Source organism: Tateyamaria omphalii (genome assembly GCF_014651375.1).
In the GTDB taxonomy this organism is placed as follows: Bacteria; Pseudomonadota; Alphaproteobacteria; order Rhodobacterales; family Rhodobacteraceae; genus Tateyamaria; species Tateyamaria omphalii.
The window spans coordinates 681,527-698,764 of the sequence record NZ_BMWT01000002.1 but is presented as its reverse complement, the minus strand read 5'-3'; the positions used below and the strand labels follow the sequence as shown (position 1 = coordinate 698,764).

Sequence of the window (17,238 nt, the reverse complement as noted above, 5' to 3'; positions counted from 1 at the left end):
ACTTAATGAGATTGCACTTATGGCGCGAAATTCAAGGTTGGGGGGTGTAATCCGCGCGGGTTGCCGCTTAATTCAACGCAAACGGCAGAGGTGGATATGGAAATATACGGATTGAAAACATGCGACACCTGTCGCAAGGCAATCAAGGCGTTGCCAGAGGCGCGTTTTGTGGACGTTCGGGCCGATGGTGTACCCGCGGATGTGATGGCCGCGGCCCTTGCGACATTTGGCGTCAAACTGGTGAATACAAGGTCCACCACGTGGCGCGGCCTCTCCGATGCTGAGCGGCAAGGCGCACCGCAGGATTTGCTTGCAGTGCACCCCACACTGATGAAACGGCCGCTGGTTGCGGATGGCGACAGCCTGCATCTTGGTTGGACCAAGGACGTGCAGACCGCGCTTGGCGTGACCTAAGCGGCGTCAGACGCAGGTTTCGGGGCAAGGGCACGGTCAAAAGACAGCGGCCCGGCCCCTTTGGCCACCAGCACCAGCAGCAGGAACACCCACAACGAACGCTGGTCCATGATCAGGCTGTTGGACGGCGCGTCGAACCACGCGCCCAAAACAAGCCCATCACCCCATTTGTCATGCCCGTTCAAGTCGGTCAGCGACTGCACCACAATGAAGCCGATCATGCCCAGCGAAGCGAGGCGCGTGAACAGACCAATGATGATCAACAAGGGCAGGATGAACTCGGCCACAGTCCCGGCGGTGACAACCGCCCAGTGATACAGGCTTAGCTGGGTAACGTCATAGCCCACATTCTCCATCACCTTGGGAAAGATCTGTGCATAGGCCCCCAACGACGGTTGGAACACGCCAAAGATCCCGTCACCCAGCTTTGTCATGCCGGACACCCAGAAATAGACCGCCAGCACTGCGGCAAACAGAAAACGGGCAAGGGTCGGCAGCAACCAGTCAGCGCGTTCAATTGGGCCAAAGATTGCGGTGTGCACACGGGAAAGGGCGGTCATTGGGTCATTCCTTTGGGGTGATCATGTCAGTAAGGGCGTTGTGCTGGATCAGAAGTGTCAGCAACGGGCCAAGGTCAAACTCGGGGTCCATCTCCGTGGCCGCATCTCCGGCCTCTTCCAATGTGGCATCAGCAAGAATGGCACTGAGCCATGCAAATTGTGCGTCCGAGATAGCATGGCGCTCGGGGTCGAATTCCGTGCGGGTGATCAAGACAGATTGCGCAATCCCACGCGGCTTCTGCGCGCCGTTTTCCATGTTGTACCGCCAGATATCCACGATCGGCCAGCGGGACGACAAGAATTGCACGGCAGGGGCCAGCCGAAGGCGGGTGCGCATCAACACATCGGGGGCAACTGCGCCAAGCCGGGCCGCATCCAGCGGTGTGCTGTCTGCCGCGTGATAGGATTGGCGCACCGCCAATTCCAGTTGTGCGACATCCGAAAGATAGCCGATATGGGCCAGCGGCTCGAACCCGTCGAGAAAGGCAGGCAGCGCCTCTCCATAGTGCATCATCAGCGGGGATGCAGGCGGATGGGCGCGCGCAAAAAGCCGGGCCAACTGATCAAAATTCTGATCGCCCAACAGTTTCGCCAAAACTGGAAAGCCTGTGCGCATCGCGTCGATCAGGGCGACCGTCACATTGTTGCGGTAGACAGAAAATCGGCGGGTCGTGGGGTTTCCGTCTCCGTCCGTCAGGCCGTCCGGAACGGGGCGGTCGGGGTCAAGAAGGGCCGCGCGAAAGTCGGATTGCGAGGCTGCCATGGCGCTATCCGGCGTTGATCGTGGCCAGCGCGGCCGCAGCGCGATCAGCTTCGGCACGCAGGGTGGGCCAGTCTGGAACATCGTTGTCCCATTCGACCAGAACGGGGGCAGGACCGGTGCCCGCCAGCGCATGATCCAGCAAGGCCCAGACGGGCTCGGCCGCTTCGCGCCCGTGGCTGTCGATCAGCAGCGGCGCGCCATGGTCATCCTCATCCTCGTCATGGCCGCCAATATGGATTTCACCGACGGCGGACAGGGGATAGGCATCCAGATAGGATTGCGGCGTGTAGCCAAGATTGGTGGCCGAGATGAACACGTTGTTCACGTCCAGCAATAGGCCGCAGCCTGTGCGGCGCACCAATTCGGCCAGGAAATCCGTCTCGGACCACGTGCTTTCGGCAAAAGCCAGGTAGCTTGATGGGTTCTCAAGCAGCATCCGACGACCGAGCGCCTCTTGCACCTCGTCTATGTGATCCGCAACGCGGGTCAGGGTCGCGTCGGTATAGGGCAGGGGCAGCAGGTCATCCAGAAACTCGGCGCCATGGGTGGACCAGGCCAGATGCTCGGAAAAGCTGGCGGGTTCCAGCCAACCAACAAGGTGCTGCAAACGGGCAAGGTGATCCGGATCAAGGCGACCTTCGCCACCGATCGACAGACCGACGCCATGCACAGAAATGGCAAAATCATCACGCAGCGCGCCCAATTGCGCGTGTGGTCGACCACCGTCGCCCATGTAGTTTTCTGCGTGAATTTCCAGCCATTTGACCGGACCGGGATCGGCCCGCAATTCGGTGAAATGCTGGGCTTTGTACCCAACGCCGGGGGCTGACGGCAGGCGAGGCGGTGTCAATGTCGCATCGAGCATGTCTTGCCCTCCGGGGCGTCTTTGGGAAATAGTGCGCCGGGCCCGCGTGGGGTCCGGCGCAGGCGTGTGACGTCGCCTTATGCAGAGGGCAGGTCGCGGTCGAGCTCTTCCAGCGAACCCTGACGCGGCGTGCCGTCCGCCAGTGCGGGCAGTTCGATCTCGGCGCAGGTGCCTGCGTCAACAAGTGTCCAGGCGTTGCCCTGATAGTCTACAGTCGACGTGCCGGCGCAGGTGGTGCCAGCGCCTGCGGCGCAGTCGTTTTCACCAGCCAACGAAATGCCATAGCATTTCTCTTTGCCCGCAGCGGATGCAGTGGTTGTGGAGTGTGCGGTCATTGCAGCGGCAACTGCGCCAACAATCGCAACGGATTTCATGGTCTTCGACATCTTCAACGTCCCTTTCGGATATCGGTTACAGTACGGTCGTGAGCCTTACATAGGTCGGCCTGATGGTAAGTTACCACCCACGAGCGCGTGTGTCACAGAGCCGTTATCAGTTGTTAGAAAAAGGGCCGAAATCCACGCGAATTTCGGCCCAATTGTTGCAAACTAGTGTGCAGATGTTGCAAAGCTCTGCGTCAGCGCAGGTCCGGCGGGGTGGCCTCAACGCCAAGCTCTGCCGCAACCTCTGTGAGAGGATGCACACTTGTCCGCTTCTCACCCAAGCGCCTTACGGACACTGTCTTTTCTTCGACCTCGCGCGCGCCGACGGCAAGAATGACCGGCACCTTGCCGACCGAGTGTTCGCGGACCTTGTAGTTGATCTTTTCGTTCCGCGTGTCTGGTTCGGCTCGCACGCCCGCGGCGCGCAGGGTCTCTACAACCTCCGCCACGTAGTCATCAGCTTCCGATGTGATCGATGCAACGACCACCTGGCGCGGGGCCAGCCAGAAGGGCAGCTTGCCCGCGTGTTCCTCGATCAGAATGCCGATGAAGCGTTCGAACGACCCAAGGGTTGCGCGGTGCAGCATCACGGGGCGGTGCTTGGCCCCGTCCGCACCGATATAGGTTGCGTCCAGCCGCTCGGGCAGCACGAAATCCACCTGGAAGGTGCCGCACTGCCAATCGCGACCGATCGCGTCGGTCAAAACAAACTCCAGCTTCGGACCATAGAAGGCGCCCTCGCCGGGGTTTAACTCGGGCTCGACGCCCGCCGCCTGGGTTGCGGTCAACAGGGCTTCTTCGGCCTTGTCCCAAACTTCGTCCGACCCCGCACGCGTCTCGGGGCGATCCGAGAACTTGACCGAGAAGCTTTCGAACCCGAGGTCTTTGTACATGTCGGTCAGGAAGGTGATGAAGCGCGCGCATTCGCTGCCGATCTGGCCTTCTTCCGCAAAGATGTGCCCGTCATCCTGTGCAAAGCCGCGCACCCGCATGATGCCGTGCAGCGCGCCAGAAGGCTCGTAGCGCGCGCAGGACCCGAACTCGGCCATGCGTAGCGGTAAGTCGCGGTAGGACTTCAGCCCGTGCTTGAAGATTTCCACGTGGCAAGGGCAGTTCATCGGCTTCAGCGCGTTGACGGCCTTCTCGCGGGCATTGTCCTCGTCCACTTCGACGATGAACATGTTTTCCTGGTACTTCTCCCAGTGCCCCGACTTTTCCCACAGGTTCCGGTTCACCACCTGCGGGGTGTTCACCTCCACATAACCACCAACCTTCTGCTTGCGACGGACATAGTCCTGCAGCTCGGTGTAGATGGTCCACCCGTTCGGGTGCCAAAAGATCTGGCCGGGCGCCTCCTCCTGCATGTGGAACAGGTCCATCTCGCGGCCCAGCTTGCGGTGGTCGCGCTTGGCCGCTTCCTCCAGCATGTTCAGATGCGCGCGCAGCTTTTCCTTGCCGGTAAAGGCCACGCCGTAGATTCGTTGCAACATCGCGCGCTTTGAATCTCCGCGCCAATAGGCACCTGCGATGGACATCAGCTTGAACGCATCACCCGGCACCTGTCCGGTGTGCTGCAGGTGCGGACCACGGCACAGGTCTTGCCAGTCGCCATGCCAGTACATGCGCAGCGGCTCGTCACCCGGAATGCTCTCGATCAACTCGACCTTGTACGGCTCGCCCCGGTCCTCATAACACTTGATCGCCACATCGCGGTCCCACACCTCGGTGGTGACTGGATCACGCTTGTTGATGATCTCCTTCATTTTCTTCTCGATGAGGCCGAGGTCTTCGGGGGTAAACGGTTCTTCCCGGTCAAAGTCGTAATACCAGCCGTTCTCGATCACCGGGCCGATGGTGACCTTGGTGTCGGGCCAGATCTCCTGCACGGCGCGGGCCATGATGTGGGCCAGATCGTGGCGGACCAACTCATTGGCCTGTTCCTCATCCTGCATGGTGTGGATGGCGATCTGTGCATCGGACTCAATGGGCCACTGCAAATCCCAGTGCTGGCCATCTACGGTCGCACTGATGGCTTTCTTGGACAGGCTCTTGGAAATGCTCTCTGCCACGGCGGCAGGGGTGATGCCCGCGTCAAAGGCGCGCGCATTGCCGTCGGGAAAAGTAAGGGAAATCTGGTGCTGATCTTTGGCCATATCGGCATCCTCGTCAGTTTGGCGCCCACGGAACGCCCGGTTGCTAGGGTATGTGTACGTGCGATGTGACAGGGCGGACCCATATCGTCAAGGCGCATGGCACATGCGTTGCCAGATTTTGAGGCGCCCATTGTCCGGCATACAAAGGCATGCCGAAAAAGCGACAAAAAACTGTCGATTTGCGACTATTTGCACTGGACGCGCCCGCGCGAATCCATAATTAAAGAGGTGTTCACTATCGGAAACTTCTGATCGCGAGAGGAACGCGCAGTGCCCAAGTACAACAAGACGTTTGAACTGTCCGTTGAAGACCTGGACCTGATCGAGGATGCGCTGCGCGCGTCCAAAAACGCTGCCATCAATGACGACCTTGCCGAAAAGGCCGCCAATGACAATGTTCGCCAGATCCATGATCTGCTGGGGCGGCTGCACAATCAAAAGACGTTCTACCGCCCCGCCAAAGGGCCCTATGTCGGCGGCTGATCCAGCCGCAGACTGAACCGCGGCCCCGTGCCGCTGCGGCGCAGGAACCCTTCTCGTTCATAGAACTTGCCAGCCTTCCGGTTGTCGGGATGTGTGCCCACGGTCATGAAGCTGCAGTCTTGCGCCCGTGCCTCTGCCTGACAGGCGCGCACAAGGGCCGCACCCACGCCGTTGCCACGCGCATGCCGACAGACGAACAGATGGTGCATGTCCATCCCGCGCACCCCGAATTGCAGCTGCGCCATGGGCAAAAGAGCGGCATAGCCCAACAGCTGCGATCCACCATCGGCCACCAAAACAGTGGCCCAGGGATGGGGCCCCAACGCATCACGTGCCAACCGTTCAGCATCAATATCCGGCACGTCATCGTGGCACGCGGCCAATCCGTTGATCATCGTCACGACCTGCGGCACGTCGGCCTCGGTCATCTTTCGTATGGTGATGGGCATCTCTGCCTCCTTTTTCAAACGCGCCGCGTTCGGGGAGGCAGGGGAAAAGCCGCTCGAACGCGGCTTTGGGTGGTCTATGCAGGCACACCAAAAGCACGCAAGGAATGCGTGCCAAAGTAATAGCGATGTGCAATGCGGTTGCTCATGTGCACACTGAAACCGGCAAATCCGCGCCCGTCAAGGGCGCGGATTGGCATCAAGCGGCAAAAAATGCCCACGCCATCAACAGGCAACAGATCCATCCGGCGGTAAAGATCAATGGGCGCGCTGGGAAACGGGCTGTTCCGGTGATGTAACCCACGGCATGAGCGATACGCAGCAGCAGAAAGGCGATGCTGGCCCAAAGGGTGAGCGCCGTGAACCCGTCCGCCCGGTCCACCAGAAACACTAAGATGGCGAAGGGTACGGATTGTTCCAGAAGGTTCAGATGTGCCCGGTACGCACGCCGAACCCAGGGACGGTGCACATTCGGATCAGGCGGTATTATGAACCCGTCCGGCGCGTCTGCGGGGATTGAACCCTCGGGCGCTGTGTTGACCCCAACGATGTATGGAATCCAGAGCGAGACGGCCATCACTGCCAACACACCTAGAATGACAAGCTCGGTTGGCATGTTCTACGCCTCCGCCCCGTCCATCGGGCCGATATGGGCGTCTTCACCCGTCTCAATCCAGGTTTTGAGGCCCGCGGCCCAACGCACCCACCCATCGGCGACACCCTCGCCGGGTACGGCAGGTTCACCCAGTTCATAATGCTCGACTGTCAGGCGGATGAACTCGCCTTCGTTTTTCAGCAGATAGATAACGCGGCTGGCTGGAATGTCGGTTGTCGGATCCCAATGCGGCTCGAATGTCCATTCCTGACGGCTTTTGGGGTCGGATGACAGCAGCCGATTGGTCAGCATGGGTGAACCGTCGGGAAAGTGCATGGTGATGGCATCGCCGTTGCGCGTCGCCTTGCTGCAGATGAAGTGGTAATGCGGGATTGCATCTTCATCCAGCAGCACGTCCCACAAACGGTCCTGCGTGGTCTTGATATACGTCTCCATCACGAAATCGGGTTTCGACATCTCGGGGTCTCCTTCGTCTTCAAGCTGATATTTGAGGTCGAGTACCGCTCGGGCCGCAGGTTTCACCCGATACGGGTCGATCCAACGGTCAATCGCTTCCTGCAAGGGCAGGGCGTTGAGGTAGTGGTGCTTGAAGCGCCCCACCTTCTTTGTGGTGATCAATCCGGCCTCTTCCAGAACACCCAGATGCTTCATGACCCCGAACCGGGTCATGTCGAGCAGCCCCTGCAAATCCTGTAGGGTCTGACCGTCTCGATCCCGTAGGCTGTCCAGCAGCGTGCGGCGGGCGGGGTCTGACAAGGCTTTGAACAGATCATCCATGGGAGTTCTATATGTGATTCTTTAGTCACGTGACAAGATAGTCACTTATAAAAATCCCCCAGCGTCAGGATGGACAGATGCGGCGTGCTTGCAGATGATCCGCCAAACGAAGGGGAGGGGACATGAGCGGACCAGACTATCTCGACACGCCACAAGGGCGGCGGCTCGCCTATCATCGGAGCGAGGGAACAGGGCCATGGGTCGTGTTCCTAGGTGGGCTGAAGTCTGATATGGAAGGGACCAAAGCCATCCACCTCGAAGCCTGGTGTCGCGCCCAAGGCCGCGCGTTCCTGCGGTTCGACTATTCCGGCCACGGTGAAAGCTCCGGCACCTTCGAAGAGGGGTGTATTGGTGACTGGGCCGAGGATACGGCCCACGCTCTAAACACCCTGACGAACGGCAAGCTGATCGTGGTGGGCAGCTCCATGGGCGGCTGGCAATCTCTGCTCTACGCACGTTCTCACCCGGAGCGGGTGGTGGGACTGGTAACCATTGCCGCCGCCCCCGACTTCACCGAGGACGGCTATTGGGCCTCGTTTACTGACGCGCAGAAGGCAACTCTGGAAGCTGAAGGCCAGATCGCCATGCCCTCGGACTACATGGAACCCTACATCATCACCAAACGCCTGATCGAAGACGGACGTAACAACCTCGTCTTACGCGGCCGGCTGCCGCTGCCGTTCCCTGTCCGCTGCCTCCAAGGCACCGCCGACACCGCGGTCACGACCGAAACCGCCATCCGCCTTCTGAACCACGCCGACTGTCCAGACATGCATCTGAACCTGGTCAAAGACGCCGACCACCGCTTCTCCGACGGCCCCTGCCTCGGCCTGATCGAAGACGCCATCACCGATATTCTGGACGCAACCACATGAAAACCTTCGGCAAGGCGCTCGGGCGCATCCTCCTGATCCTCGTCCTACTGATCGCAGGCCTGTGGCTTTTCGGCCCCCACGAAAAGGCGCTACTGACCCCCACGATCACCGAGATAGGCGCGGACCTCGACGCACATTTCGCAAACGTCGAAAGCCGGTTCGACGACATCACCCCCGGCACGGAAAAGCGGATCGTCTGGGCTGGTGAAGCGGAGACCAAAACCGACTGGTCCATCCTCTACGTCCACGGCTTCTCCGCCACCTCCGAAGAAATCCGCCCCGTCCCCGACCGCATCGCCGAGGCGCTGGGCGCAAACCTGATCTACACAAGGCTCCAAGGCCACGGGCGCAGCAGCGACGCGCTTGCCGAAGGCACCGTCCAAGGCTGGGTCAACGATCTGGCCGAAGGGCTCGCCGCCGCCCGACAAGCCGGGGCCAAGGTGCTGATCCTGTCGACCTCCACCGGCGGCACCCTCGTCACGGCCACAGCCCAAAACGCGGACCTCATGGAAAACGTCGCGGGCCTCATCCTCGTCTCGCCCAATTTCGGGCTCAGCAACCCGCTCGCCAAACTGCTCAGCTGGCCTGCCGCGCGCCACTGGCTACCCCCGCTGGCAGGTGAGCGGCGCAGCTTCACGCCGCGCAACGAAGAACATGCGCTATACTGGACAACCGAATATCCAAGCGTCGCCGTCATGCCGATGGCAGCTCTGATCGACGCGGTCGCCGACATGGACCATAGCACCCAAACGATTCCTGCGCTCTTCTGGTACTCGGAAGCCGACGAAGTCGTCCGCCCGGACCTGACGGCGCAAGTGGCAAACGCATGGGGCGCACCCACCCACACGGTCAACCCAACCATGGGCGCGCAGGACGACCCGCAGAGCCATGTGATAGCGGGCGATATCATGTCCTCTGGCCAGACCATGGCAACAGTGGAGGGTATGCTCGACTGGATTGCCACATTGGAGAACTGATATGGACCAACGCGTCTCGCTCATCACACTCGGTGCCCGCGACATGGAAAAGCTGGCGGCGTTTTACGAGGCGCTGGGCTGGCAAAGGGTCGACAGCCCCGATGGGGTTATCGCTTTCAACCTGATCGGACAGACGCTCGGCCTATACCCGCTGCAAGCTCTGGCAGACGAGATCGGACTGCCCATCGATCAACTTGGGCGCGGCGCCATAACCCTTGCACACAACGTACCGGAAAAGACCGACGTTGCACCGCTCCTCGCGCGGGCCGAGGCAGCAGGGGCCAAGATCCTCAAACCGACCCAGGACGTGTTCTGGGGCGGCCACCACGGCTACTTCGCTGATCCCGAAGGGCACATCTGGGAAATCGCCTACAACCCGTTCTCCCCGCTTGGGCCAAACGGCGAATTCCAATGGAACGGGGCCGCCTGAATGCGCCGCCCCGGCAGCATGTGGAGCCTTGAAAGCCTTGGCCGCGTGCGGCTGTCCAAACACTTCTACATGCGCGACTTCCTCTACTCGGAAATCGGCAACTACCACGAAATCCAGAACCTGCCCCGGGACCCGGACCTTGCAATCGCCCATGGCAAACAGCTCTGCACCCAATTGCTCGACCCGCTCGAAGAAACCTTTGGCAGGCTTGCCATCCGCTCCGGCTACCGCTCGCCGGAACTCAACCAGTACGGCAATGAAAACAGGCTGAACTGCGCCCGCAACGACAACCCGATCGAATGCCACATCTGGGATTGGGGGCAGGGGGATGCGGCCATCGCGGGCACATCACTGGTGATACCATGGTTCACCGACCAATACGAACAGGGGCGTGACTGGCGCGATCTGGCATGGTGGGTTCATGACTATTTGCCCTATTCCGGCATGTGGTTCTTTCCAAAACTCTGCGCCTTCAATCTCGATTGGCGCCCAACGCCACACCGCATGATTGGCAGCTATATCGCGCCCAAGGGTCTGCTTCTGCGGCGCGGGAACGACCCGGCAGAGCCGCTGGAGCAAAGGCAGCGCCGCTATGCCGACTTCCCACCATTCCGCGGAATCGCTTACCCCTGATGCGGTGGGCACCACGCCCAGACTGTCAACCTGTATACTTTGGCCCAATATCTGGTTTGTGAGTTGACGGAGCCCAGCAAAATAAGGGATTTTGCGCCCTAATACACCTGGGGGAACAGGCAATGAAACGATTCTTGGGGGCGGCGGCGCTGGCATTTGCAGCGACGGCCACAACGGTTGCTGCACAGGCATGCGGCGGCGTCTACACAGTGGAACGGGGCGACAGCCTGTCTGTGATCGCGGATCAGCAGTACAAGAACGCGACCAAGTGGACCGAGGTGCACCGCAACAACCTGTCTGTCATCGGTGAGAACCCAGACGCCCTACGGGTGGGAATGGAGTTGCGGCTGGGCTGTATCGACGGTCTGCCGGTCGGTCTTCCGGGGGCGACGGCAACCGCCGCCCCGGTCGCACAGGCGGCGGCAGCACCCACGCGGCGTAAACTCGAACAGTCGATCAATATCGTCACGGCCGGTGACTTTGCCCCTTTCACCGACCAAGCCCTTGAAAACGAAGGGCTCATTACGGATGTCGTCCACACAGCGATGCGCAGTTCGCAATCAAATGACAATTTCCGTGTGCACTGGGTCAATGATTGGTCTTCGCATCTGGACCCGCTGATGAGCAGCGCCATGATGGACATGGCCTTTCCCTGGTACAAACCCGATTGCGCAGGTTCTCCGGACAATTACCGCTGCACGAATTTCCACTTCTCGGACCCGATGTTCGAGATGCTGATCCTGCTCTTCGTGGACAAAACGCGGCCCATCCCCTTTGCGCAGGATAGCGATATCGAAGGGCGCACGCTGTGTCGTCCCGCAGGATACTTCACCCACGATCTGGACCGCGCCGACCGGCGCTGGATCACAGATGGCAAGATCACCCTGAAGCAGCCTCAAACGGTGAAAGGCTGCTTTGACATGCTGGTCGCAGGTGAAGTGGACGCCGTTGCGATGAACGAATTCACGGGCCGCGCCGCGATCAAGGATCTGGGCCTGAAGGATCAGGTTGAAGTGGTGCAGGGCCGCCCGGTGTCTATCGAAGGGCTACACGTCCTCGTACACAAGGATCACCCAAATGCTGATGCGCTCTTGTCCACGATCAACGGTGGGCTGGATGCGATCAAGCTCTCAGGTGAGTACCAGCAGGTCATTGACCGGCACATGTCAAAGATTTGGGCTGATTTCTGATGTCGGGTCGTCTCGCTGTCTCGACAGTCGCGTTTTTGGGATTTGGCTCGGCGGCCATGGCGTGCCAGCCGTCTCTGGTCGTGGCGCCGGGGGATACGCTTTTTTCGATTGCCGAAGAGCAGCTTGGCGATCTGTCACGCTGGTCGCTGATCTTCTATAACAACCCGGACATTCAGGGCGGCAGCCTGCTGGATCTGCCCGCAGGCACGGTGCTGACGATCCCGTGCCCCGAAGGTGCCGCACAACCTCAGGCGCCAGCGCCAACAGTTCAGGCGGACCCCAAACCCCTACAGCAAAAAGACGAGGCCGAGATCAAGCTGGTCACCGCCTCGAACTACGCCCCTTTCACCGATCTGGATTGGCCGGGGCAGGGGATGTTGACCGAGCTGGTCAATGCCGCGTTTGAGGAGACGCCGAACCCGCTCACCTATTCCATTGAGTGGGAAAATGACTGGTCCAAACACCTCTTTCCGATGCTCGACAGCAAGGAGTTTGACATGGGGTTCCCGTGGTTCAAGCCGGACTGCGCAGGGAATCCGTCCAATGAACGGTGCGCGAATTTCCATTTCTCCGAACCGCTTGTTGATCTGGTCATCCTTCTGTTTGCCCGTGCCGACGACAGGTTCACCTTCGCGCAGGACGCGGACTTGCACGGAAAAACCCTGTGCCGGCCTGCCGGGTATTTCACCCACGACTTGGATCGCGCCGATCGCCGCTGGCTGAGCGATGGGCTGGTGACGTTGGAGCAACCTGCCACACCGGATGATTGCTTCGACATGCTTGTTGCGGGTGAGGTGGATGCCGTGGCCTTGAATGAGTTTTTGGGCGTGCAAAAGATGTTCGAGATGGGACTGACGGACAAGGTCGCGCCCTTGTCCCGGCCCGTGTCCATCGAGGGGCTGCATGTGCTGATTTCCAAGAAACACTGGCGCGGGACCGCGCATCTATACCGGTTCAACGCGGGGCTTGCGAAACTCAAACAAAGCGACCGCTACAACGAGATTGTCAGCCGCCACCTCGCGCTCTTTTGGGACCAAATCAAGAGTTGACGGACCGGCAGGGCTTGCCGCCGCTCGCGTGGCAGGCCATGGTAAACAAAACGTTAATCAGCAGGCAGCAGATGGCGCGAATGGCAGGGCAGGGGCATGGCTGAGCCCCTTGTTTTTCTTCCCGGAATGATGTGTGACGCGCGGCTCTTTGGCCCGCAGATCGCCGAATTGTCCTCCGAGTTTTCGGTGATGGTGTCGCCCGTTACCCGCGGGGAACGGATCGAAGAGATCGCAAGCGGTCTGCTGGATGAACTTCCCCAGCGCTTTGCGTTGGCGGGGTTGTCGATGGGCGGGATCGTTGCGATGGAAATCCTGCGCCGTGCGCCCGACCGTGTGACCCGGTTGGCGTTGATGGATACGAACCCGCTGGCTGAAACGCCGCAGGTCGCGGCTGCTCGTGAACCGCAGATCGTGAAGGTCCGGACGGGGCGGATGCATGACGTGATGCGGGACGAGATGAAGCCGAACTACCTCGCGCCCGGTCCCTACGTGAACGAGATCCTGGATCTGGTGATGGACATGGCAGAGGCCCTTGGGCCAGAGGTATTCGTCCGCCAGTCCCGTGCGCTGCAACGCCGCCGGGACCAGCAGGGGACACTGCGGAAGTGCAAGGTTCCAACGCTTGTTCTGTGCGGGGCGCATGATGAATTATGTCCGGTCAAACGCCATACATTCATGGCGGAATTAATCCCGGGGGCCGAACTGAAAGTCTTGGACGATGCCGGGCACCTGCCGACGCTTGAAGCACCGGCGGAGACGACACAAGCGCTGCGAGACTGGCTGAAACAGCCGTTGGTATTGCGCTGAGACCGGGTTTGTCCCCGCGGGGACAACGGGTGCGATGCGGTGATGACATTTCAAGGATTTTGACAATGTCCCATGATATCAACGGACTGACCCTGCGCGCGTTGCCTTGTGTGAATTTTAACCGGTGGAAAGATAGGCTGAGCCTCGAAGGAGTTCGGTTTCTTTAAGGAATGCGCCTCAAGACAAGTTGTCAGGTGTAGCGCTTGATCTTGCCAGTCATTTTCAGACCATCGCGGATGTTCAATCCCATCATGGTCAGGCTTACGGAACCGGCGACCAATTCAACTGCCTGAACGATGCAGAATGTCCCGTCAAATGCGGCGGCTGAAGCCTTGCCAGCGAGAAATCATGCCGCTGGCAACAGGATCAACAGACCTTTGCATGGCATGCGCGTACGATGGGCGTTCACCGCATCGTCAGCGAACTCAAGAAAGAGGGGATCGTTGAAGTCCACCCAAAACCCGCATCACAAGCAGGCGCATCTTGTCGGCGTCACAGTAAAAGGCAAACACCTGTATGACGACGCGATCGCAATACAGACCCATTGGGTGAACGATTTGTCTAAGGGTTTATCCCCCGCCGATATTGAAACGGCGCAGGATGTTATCAATGTTTTGAAAGAGCGTTTGCTGGCGGCCTCGACCCCCGACAGCGTGCGTACCAGCGAAAATTGAACGTTCGCCCGTACGCAACGCCCCGCATCGCGCATACGCGCGACACATCCCCGACAGCGACGGAATCGCTTAGTGGCTGCCGGACCCAGAAATTTTGCTGAACCGGGTTTGCAAGTCTAACATGGCACGGGCGAACGGTGCGGGCCCAAAACTGAAGCGGGACACATTGCAGCCCTTACAGTCGTCGACCGAAGCAAGATCACCCAGCATCATTGCGTTGACCGGCAGGCTGGCCGCGGTCGTGATTTTGCTCAAAAGGCCAAGGTCGGTCAGACCGGGGACAAAAAAGCCACTTGCACCGGCGTCCGCGTAGGCCGCTTCGCGTTCCAAGGCTTCGGATATCTGGCCCTCATGTATTCCGGGGTCTGTTCCCAGAAACAGATCCGTGCGTGCGTTGATAAAGATCGGCACGCCTTCTTCATTTGCCATGGTCCGGATTGCTGCAATGCGTTCTGCTTGCTCGGAGATGGGATGCAGACCGGTGCCGTTCACCACTCTGTCTTCAAAGTTTATGCCGATTGCGCCTGCCCGAATGACGCGTCGAACGTTTTCCGCGACATCCTTCGGAGCGATCGCATAGCCGCCTTCGAAATCGACACTGACCGGCAGGTCGACGCTGGCGCAGATACGGGAGACGATGGTGAGCACAAGGTCGAGGGGGATGGCCTGCCCGTCGTCAAACCCATGGGCCGCTGCCACCGACCAACTTCCTGTTGCCACAGCTGGCGCGCCCGCCTTGGCGATGGTCTTGGCGCCCGCCGCATCCCATATGTTGTAAAGAACGAGCGGATCATCTCTTCGGTGCAGTGCGTGAAAGTGCTTGGCTTTGTCAGTCTGAGACATGGTTGTTTCCTTGCAGTGCGGATGGCAGAAACTGCCGTTCGATTTCCAAGAGCTTCTGTTTGCGCCAGAGGCCGCCGCCATAACCGGTCAGGGACCCATCGACGCCAATGACGCGATGGCATGGGATGACCAGCGCGATTTGGTTGGCACCATTTGCCCGCGCCACTGCACGGACGGCGGCGGGTCGGCCGATGCGTCTGGCGATGTCAGAGTAGCTGCGGATTTGTCCGGCCGGAATCTCGCGCAGGGCGTCCCAGACCTGTTTGGTGAATTCTGAACCGCGCAGGGCGACGGGCGTTTTGAATGCGTCAGATGTGCCGGCAAAGAAGGCGGCCAGTTCCTCTCTGATCTGGTCAGAGAGGTTGGTGCGGCCAATGCCAATCTTTCCTTTCGCGAATGTATCCAGTTTCGCGATTTCACCGTGCAGCGCCTTGCGGTCGAAAAATTCCAGCAGGTGAAGCTGGGACTGGCTGGTGATCGAGATCATGTCGCCGAGCGGAGTGGTGATCCAGTCTGCAAACAAAAGCGGTTTGCGCGACAGGGTGCCGGGGGCCTTGCCAACCAGGTTCGAAAACGCGGTGCGAAAGGCGCTTGCGGACTCAAAACCGGCATCGAGCTGACCCTCGATCACCGCGCCCCCTTGGGCCATGGTTTCGAACCCGTCTCGGAGCCGACGTTGGCGGGCCATTTCAAGAAATGTCATTCCGAATTGTCGTTTGAAACTGCGGCGCACGGTGGACAGGTCAAACCCCAGTTTTTCGACATCGCTTTCCCGCCAGCGGTAGTCGGGGCGTTCATCGAGCGCGGCCAGCAGGCTTGCAATGGCTGGGTCGGCCATGGCCATCGGGGCAAGGGGATGGCACCGTTTGCAGGCGCGATACCCGGCTTCGATACATTCGCCCACCGTGCCGAAGAAGCTGCAATTCTCTGGTTTGGGTTTGCGTGCGGGGCAGGTCAGTCGGCAGAACACGCCTGTGCTCGACACGCAGACATAAGCGCGTCCGTCAAAGGCGGCATCGCGGTTTATCAGTGCCCTGTACAGGGTGTCGTGGTCTGGCAAATCGAAGAGCATGGCCGCTTGATATCACACGCAGAAAGGCATGCCGCCTGTGATCGGGCGTCTATTCTGGGTTTTTGCACTTTGCCAGATGGGCGGGGGAATTGGTCCTTCCCTGACCAATGTGATTTCGATGCGTGGGGACGGTGAGGTGATGACGACAATGGTCGAACCGGCCACTAAAAAACACTGCCCGCCGCGCCGGAGCGTGTTCGGCGCGACGGGCCTCTGGCCTGCTTGGGAGGGTCAGGTCAGTGTGATGTGCCTCAAATCGGAACGACAGTTGCTTGCCCGGACGAGACCGCCGCATCCACGATGGATGCCGCCACGGCGAGGTCCTGCAAGCCAACGCCGGTGCCGTCGAATACGGTGATCTGTTCGTCCGAGATGCGGCCGGGATGTGCGCTGTTTATGACGCTGCCCAGTTGGTGAATGTCGGTGTCTGCCAGAAGCCCGTCCTTGATCGCGTGCTGGGCTTCGCCGATCGAGACCGACTGCGCGACTTCGTCGGCAAAGACTGTTGCCCCTGCCAGCAGGTCTGCCGAGACCTCCTGCTTGCCAGTCGTGTCCGTGCCCATGCAGGCAATATGTGTGCCTGGGCTGACATGCTCTGCCAGTAGCGTTGGTGCGAAGGACGACGTGATCGTGATGATCGCGTCGGCCCGGATCATGTCAGGCAGGTCGACGGCCTCGAAAGGCACATCCATCTCTTCTGCGACACTGGCAAGGTTCGACAGCATTTCGGGGTGGTAATTCCAACCGATCACCTTTTCGAAGCCATGGGTTTCAAGGGCCGCGCGCAGTTGGAACGTGGCCTGGTGGCCCGCGCCAATCATGCCGAGAACCCTTGCGTCCTTGCGCGCCAGATGCCGGATCGACACCGAAGACGCAGCGGCTGTGCGCAGCGCGGTCAAAAGGTTGCCGCCCACCATGGCCTTGACCCGTCCGCTATCGGGATCGAACAGGAACACCGTGGACTGGTGATTGATCAGGCCACGCCGTTCCAGGTTGTGTGGCCAGTACCCTCCGGCTTTCAATCCCAACACACCGCCTGCGCGATCAAAGCCGCCCTTGAAGCCGTATAGCGCATCCTCGTGGCCGATTGCTTCGCGCACCACGGGGAAGTTGTAGGCGTCGCCAGCCGCCATGGCGGCAAAGACATTCTCGACGGCGTCGAATGCGGATTTGCGGGTGAGCATGTCGGCGATCATCCCCTCGGGGACGATCACCAGTTCGTGTTGTG

General features: G+C 60.0%; 22 protein-coding genes. 10 read left to right on the top strand and 12 right to left on the bottom strand.

The window, feature by feature from the left end:
• The first annotated feature begins 96 nt into the window (after positions 1–96).
• The gene (locus tag IE087_RS09040) at positions 97–414 is read left to right on the top strand and encodes an arsenate reductase family protein (protein ID WP_189368982.1); all 318 of its coding nucleotides are present in this window, start codon (positions 97–99) and stop codon (positions 412–414) included.
• On the opposite strand, the gene IE087_RS09035 is transcribed toward IE087_RS09040, so the two are convergent.
• The 5 genes from IE087_RS09035 to thrS form a co-directional block, all read right to left on the bottom strand.
• Entirely contained in the window at positions 411–974 is a 564-nt protein-coding gene (locus tag IE087_RS09035; RefSeq protein WP_189368981.1) for a DoxX family membrane protein, read from the bottom strand. The genes IE087_RS09040 and IE087_RS09035 overlap by 4 nt on opposite strands.
• 4 nt (positions 975–978) lie before the next feature.
• Complete coding sequence (locus IE087_RS09030) at positions 979–1,737, bottom strand: HvfC/BufC N-terminal domain-containing protein (RefSeq protein WP_189368980.1); 759 nt, start codon at positions 1,735–1,737, stop codon at positions 979–981.
• A gap of 4 nt (positions 1,738–1,741) precedes the next feature.
• Positions 1,742–2,602 (bottom strand): MNIO family bufferin maturase, encoded by an 861-nt coding sequence (gene bufB / locus IE087_RS09025; protein ID WP_189368979.1) that lies wholly within the window; start codon positions 2,600–2,602, stop codon positions 1,742–1,744.
• 77 nt (positions 2,603–2,679) lie between these two features.
• On the bottom strand, positions 2,680–2,988 hold the full coding sequence (locus IE087_RS09020) for a BufA1 family periplasmic bufferin-type metallophore (protein ID WP_189368978.1): 309 nt from the start codon (positions 2,986–2,988) through the stop codon (positions 2,680–2,682).
• Positions 2,989–3,179: 191 nt separating this feature from the next.
• A complete protein-coding gene (thrS, locus tag IE087_RS09015; RefSeq protein ID WP_189368977.1) occupies positions 3,180–5,138 on the bottom strand; it encodes a threonine--tRNA ligase in 1,959 nt (652 codons plus the stop codon).
• Between the two features lie 270 nt (positions 5,139–5,408).
• Between thrS and IE087_RS09010 the strand changes: the two genes are divergently transcribed.
• Positions 5,409–5,621, top strand: a complete 213-nt coding sequence (locus IE087_RS09010) for a hypothetical protein (RefSeq protein ID WP_189368976.1) — start codon at positions 5,409–5,411, stop codon at positions 5,619–5,621.
• Here IE087_RS09010 and IE087_RS09005 read toward each other — a convergent pair.
• The 4 genes from IE087_RS09005 to IE087_RS08995 all read right to left on the bottom strand — a co-directional run bounded on the left by IE087_RS09005 (position 5,606) and on the right by IE087_RS08995 (position 7,460).
• A complete protein-coding gene (locus tag IE087_RS09005) occupies positions 5,606–6,070 on the bottom strand; it encodes a GNAT family N-acetyltransferase (RefSeq protein WP_189368975.1) in 465 nt (154 codons plus the stop codon). The genes IE087_RS09010 and IE087_RS09005 overlap by 16 nt on opposite strands.
• A gap of 74 nt (positions 6,071–6,144) precedes the next feature.
• The gene (locus tag IE087_RS23675; RefSeq protein ID WP_268244639.1) at positions 6,145–6,267 is read right to left on the bottom strand and encodes a hypothetical protein; all 123 of its coding nucleotides are present in this window, start codon (positions 6,265–6,267) and stop codon (positions 6,145–6,147) included.
• Positions 6,267–6,683: an MAPEG family protein gene (locus IE087_RS09000; RefSeq protein WP_189368974.1), complete on the bottom strand. Its 417-nt coding sequence runs from the start codon at positions 6,681–6,683 to the stop codon at positions 6,267–6,269. Before IE087_RS09000 ends, IE087_RS23675 begins: the two co-directional genes overlap by 1 nt.
• A 3-nt stretch (positions 6,684–6,686) precedes the next feature.
• Positions 6,687–7,460: an ArsR/SmtB family transcription factor gene (locus tag IE087_RS08995; RefSeq protein ID WP_189368973.1), complete on the bottom strand. Its 774-nt coding sequence runs from the start codon at positions 7,458–7,460 to the stop codon at positions 6,687–6,689.
• Between the two features lie 122 nt (positions 7,461–7,582).
• Here IE087_RS08995 and IE087_RS08990 point away from each other — a divergent pair, with 122 nt between their 5' ends.
• From IE087_RS08990 to IE087_RS08955, 8 genes are all read left to right on the top strand, one after another.
• A complete protein-coding gene (locus IE087_RS08990) occupies positions 7,583–8,335 on the top strand; it encodes an alpha/beta fold hydrolase (protein WP_189368972.1) in 753 nt (250 codons plus the stop codon).
• Positions 8,332–9,312 carry an alpha/beta hydrolase gene (locus IE087_RS08985; RefSeq protein WP_189368971.1) on the top strand — a complete coding sequence of 327 codons (981 nt, stop codon included), beginning with the start codon at positions 8,332–8,334 and terminating at the stop codon, positions 9,310–9,312. The genes IE087_RS08990 and IE087_RS08985 overlap by 4 nt, the downstream gene beginning before the upstream one ends.
• A gap of 1 nt (position 9,313) precedes the next feature.
• Complete coding sequence (locus tag IE087_RS08980; RefSeq protein WP_189368970.1) at positions 9,314–9,742, top strand: VOC family protein; 429 nt, start codon at positions 9,314–9,316, stop codon at positions 9,740–9,742.
• An 18-nt stretch (positions 9,743–9,760) separates the two neighbouring features.
• Positions 9,761–10,375: a hypothetical protein gene (locus IE087_RS08975; RefSeq protein WP_189369307.1), complete on the top strand. Its 615-nt coding sequence runs from the start codon at positions 9,761–9,763 to the stop codon at positions 10,373–10,375.
• Positions 10,376–10,497: 122 nt separating this feature from the next.
• Positions 10,498–11,565 carry a transporter substrate-binding domain-containing protein gene (locus tag IE087_RS08970; RefSeq protein ID WP_189368969.1) on the top strand — a complete coding sequence of 356 codons (1,068 nt, stop codon included), beginning with the start codon at positions 10,498–10,500 and terminating at the stop codon, positions 11,563–11,565.
• Positions 11,565–12,614 carry a transporter substrate-binding domain-containing protein gene (locus IE087_RS08965; protein WP_189368968.1) on the top strand — a complete coding sequence of 350 codons (1,050 nt, stop codon included), beginning with the start codon at positions 11,565–11,567 and terminating at the stop codon, positions 12,612–12,614. The genes IE087_RS08970 and IE087_RS08965 overlap by 1 nt, the downstream gene beginning before the upstream one ends.
• A gap of 96 nt (positions 12,615–12,710) precedes the next feature.
• Entirely contained in the window at positions 12,711–13,421 is a 711-nt protein-coding gene (locus IE087_RS08960; protein ID WP_189368967.1) for an alpha/beta fold hydrolase, read from the top strand.
• Between the two features lie 443 nt (positions 13,422–13,864).
• Positions 13,865–14,095, top strand: coding sequence for a winged helix DNA-binding protein (locus IE087_RS08955; RefSeq protein ID WP_189368966.1), 231 nt, complete (start codon positions 13,865–13,867; stop codon positions 14,093–14,095).
• 69 nt (positions 14,096–14,164) lie between these two features.
• On the opposite strand, the gene IE087_RS08950 is transcribed toward IE087_RS08955, so the two are convergent.
• The 3 genes from IE087_RS08950 to bhcD form a co-directional block, all read right to left on the bottom strand.
• Positions 14,165–14,938: an isocitrate lyase/PEP mutase family protein gene (locus tag IE087_RS08950; protein ID WP_189368965.1), complete on the bottom strand. Its 774-nt coding sequence runs from the start codon at positions 14,936–14,938 to the stop codon at positions 14,165–14,167.
• Positions 14,925–16,010: a bifunctional transcriptional activator/DNA repair enzyme AdaA gene (locus IE087_RS08945; RefSeq protein ID WP_189368964.1), complete on the bottom strand. Its 1,086-nt coding sequence runs from the start codon at positions 16,008–16,010 to the stop codon at positions 14,925–14,927. Before IE087_RS08945 ends, IE087_RS08950 begins: the two co-directional genes overlap by 14 nt.
• 251 nt (positions 16,011–16,261) lie before the next feature.
• Positions 16,262–17,227: an iminosuccinate reductase BhcD gene (gene bhcD / locus IE087_RS08940; RefSeq protein ID WP_189369306.1), complete on the bottom strand. Its 966-nt coding sequence runs from the start codon at positions 17,225–17,227 to the stop codon at positions 16,262–16,264.
• Positions 17,228–17,238 lie beyond the last annotated feature (11 nt).

What these genes read in the sequence shown, in the direction of transcription:
- IE087_RS08960 (WP_189368967.1), top strand. Translation starts at nt 12,711, where the DNA reads ATGGCTGAGCCCCTTGTTTTTCTTCCCGGAATGATGTGTGACGCGCGG.
- IE087_RS08965 (WP_189368968.1), top strand. Translation starts at nt 11,565, where the DNA reads ATGTCGGGTCGTCTCGCTGTCTCGACAGTCGCGTTTTTGGGATTTGGC.
- IE087_RS08945 (WP_189368964.1), bottom strand. Translation starts at nt 16,010, where the DNA reads ATGCTCTTCGATTTGCCAGACCACGACACCCTGTACAGGGCACTGATA.
- IE087_RS09030 (WP_189368980.1), bottom strand. Translation starts at nt 1,737, where the DNA reads ATGGCAGCCTCGCAATCCGACTTTCGCGCGGCCCTTCTTGACCCCGAC.
- IE087_RS09000 (WP_189368974.1), bottom strand. Translation starts at nt 6,683, where the DNA reads ATGCCAACCGAGCTTGTCATTCTAGGTGTGTTGGCAGTGATGGCCGTC.
- IE087_RS09040 (WP_189368982.1), top strand. Translation starts at nt 97, where the DNA reads ATGGAAATATACGGATTGAAAACATGCGACACCTGTCGCAAGGCAATC.
- IE087_RS08950 (WP_189368965.1), bottom strand. Translation starts at nt 14,938, where the DNA reads ATGTCTCAGACTGACAAAGCCAAGCACTTTCACGCACTGCACCGAAGA.
- IE087_RS09005 (WP_189368975.1), bottom strand. Translation starts at nt 6,070, where the DNA reads ATGCCCATCACCATACGAAAGATGACCGAGGCCGACGTGCCGCAGGTC.
- IE087_RS08995 (WP_189368973.1), bottom strand. Translation starts at nt 7,460, where the DNA reads ATGGATGATCTGTTCAAAGCCTTGTCAGACCCCGCCCGCCGCACGCTG.
- IE087_RS08980 (WP_189368970.1), top strand. Translation starts at nt 9,314, where the DNA reads ATGGACCAACGCGTCTCGCTCATCACACTCGGTGCCCGCGACATGGAA.
- IE087_RS08975 (WP_189369307.1), top strand. Translation starts at nt 9,761, where the DNA reads ATGTGGAGCCTTGAAAGCCTTGGCCGCGTGCGGCTGTCCAAACACTTC.
- IE087_RS08970 (WP_189368969.1), top strand. Translation starts at nt 10,498, where the DNA reads ATGAAACGATTCTTGGGGGCGGCGGCGCTGGCATTTGCAGCGACGGCC.
- IE087_RS23675 (WP_268244639.1), bottom strand. Translation starts at nt 6,267, where the DNA reads ATGCCAATCCGCGCCCTTGACGGGCGCGGATTTGCCGGTTTCAGTGTG.
- IE087_RS08985 (WP_189368971.1), top strand. Translation starts at nt 8,332, where the DNA reads ATGAAAACCTTCGGCAAGGCGCTCGGGCGCATCCTCCTGATCCTCGTC.
- IE087_RS08990 (WP_189368972.1), top strand. Translation starts at nt 7,583, where the DNA reads ATGAGCGGACCAGACTATCTCGACACGCCACAAGGGCGGCGGCTCGCC.
- IE087_RS09020 (WP_189368978.1), bottom strand. Translation starts at nt 2,988, where the DNA reads ATGTCGAAGACCATGAAATCCGTTGCGATTGTTGGCGCAGTTGCCGCT.
- IE087_RS09035 (WP_189368981.1), bottom strand. Translation starts at nt 974, where the DNA reads ATGACCGCCCTTTCCCGTGTGCACACCGCAATCTTTGGCCCAATTGAA.
- bufB (WP_189368979.1), bottom strand. Translation starts at nt 2,602, where the DNA reads ATGCTCGATGCGACATTGACACCGCCTCGCCTGCCGTCAGCCCCCGGC.
- thrS (WP_189368977.1), bottom strand. Translation starts at nt 5,138, where the DNA reads ATGGCCAAAGATCAGCACCAGATTTCCCTTACTTTTCCCGACGGCAAT.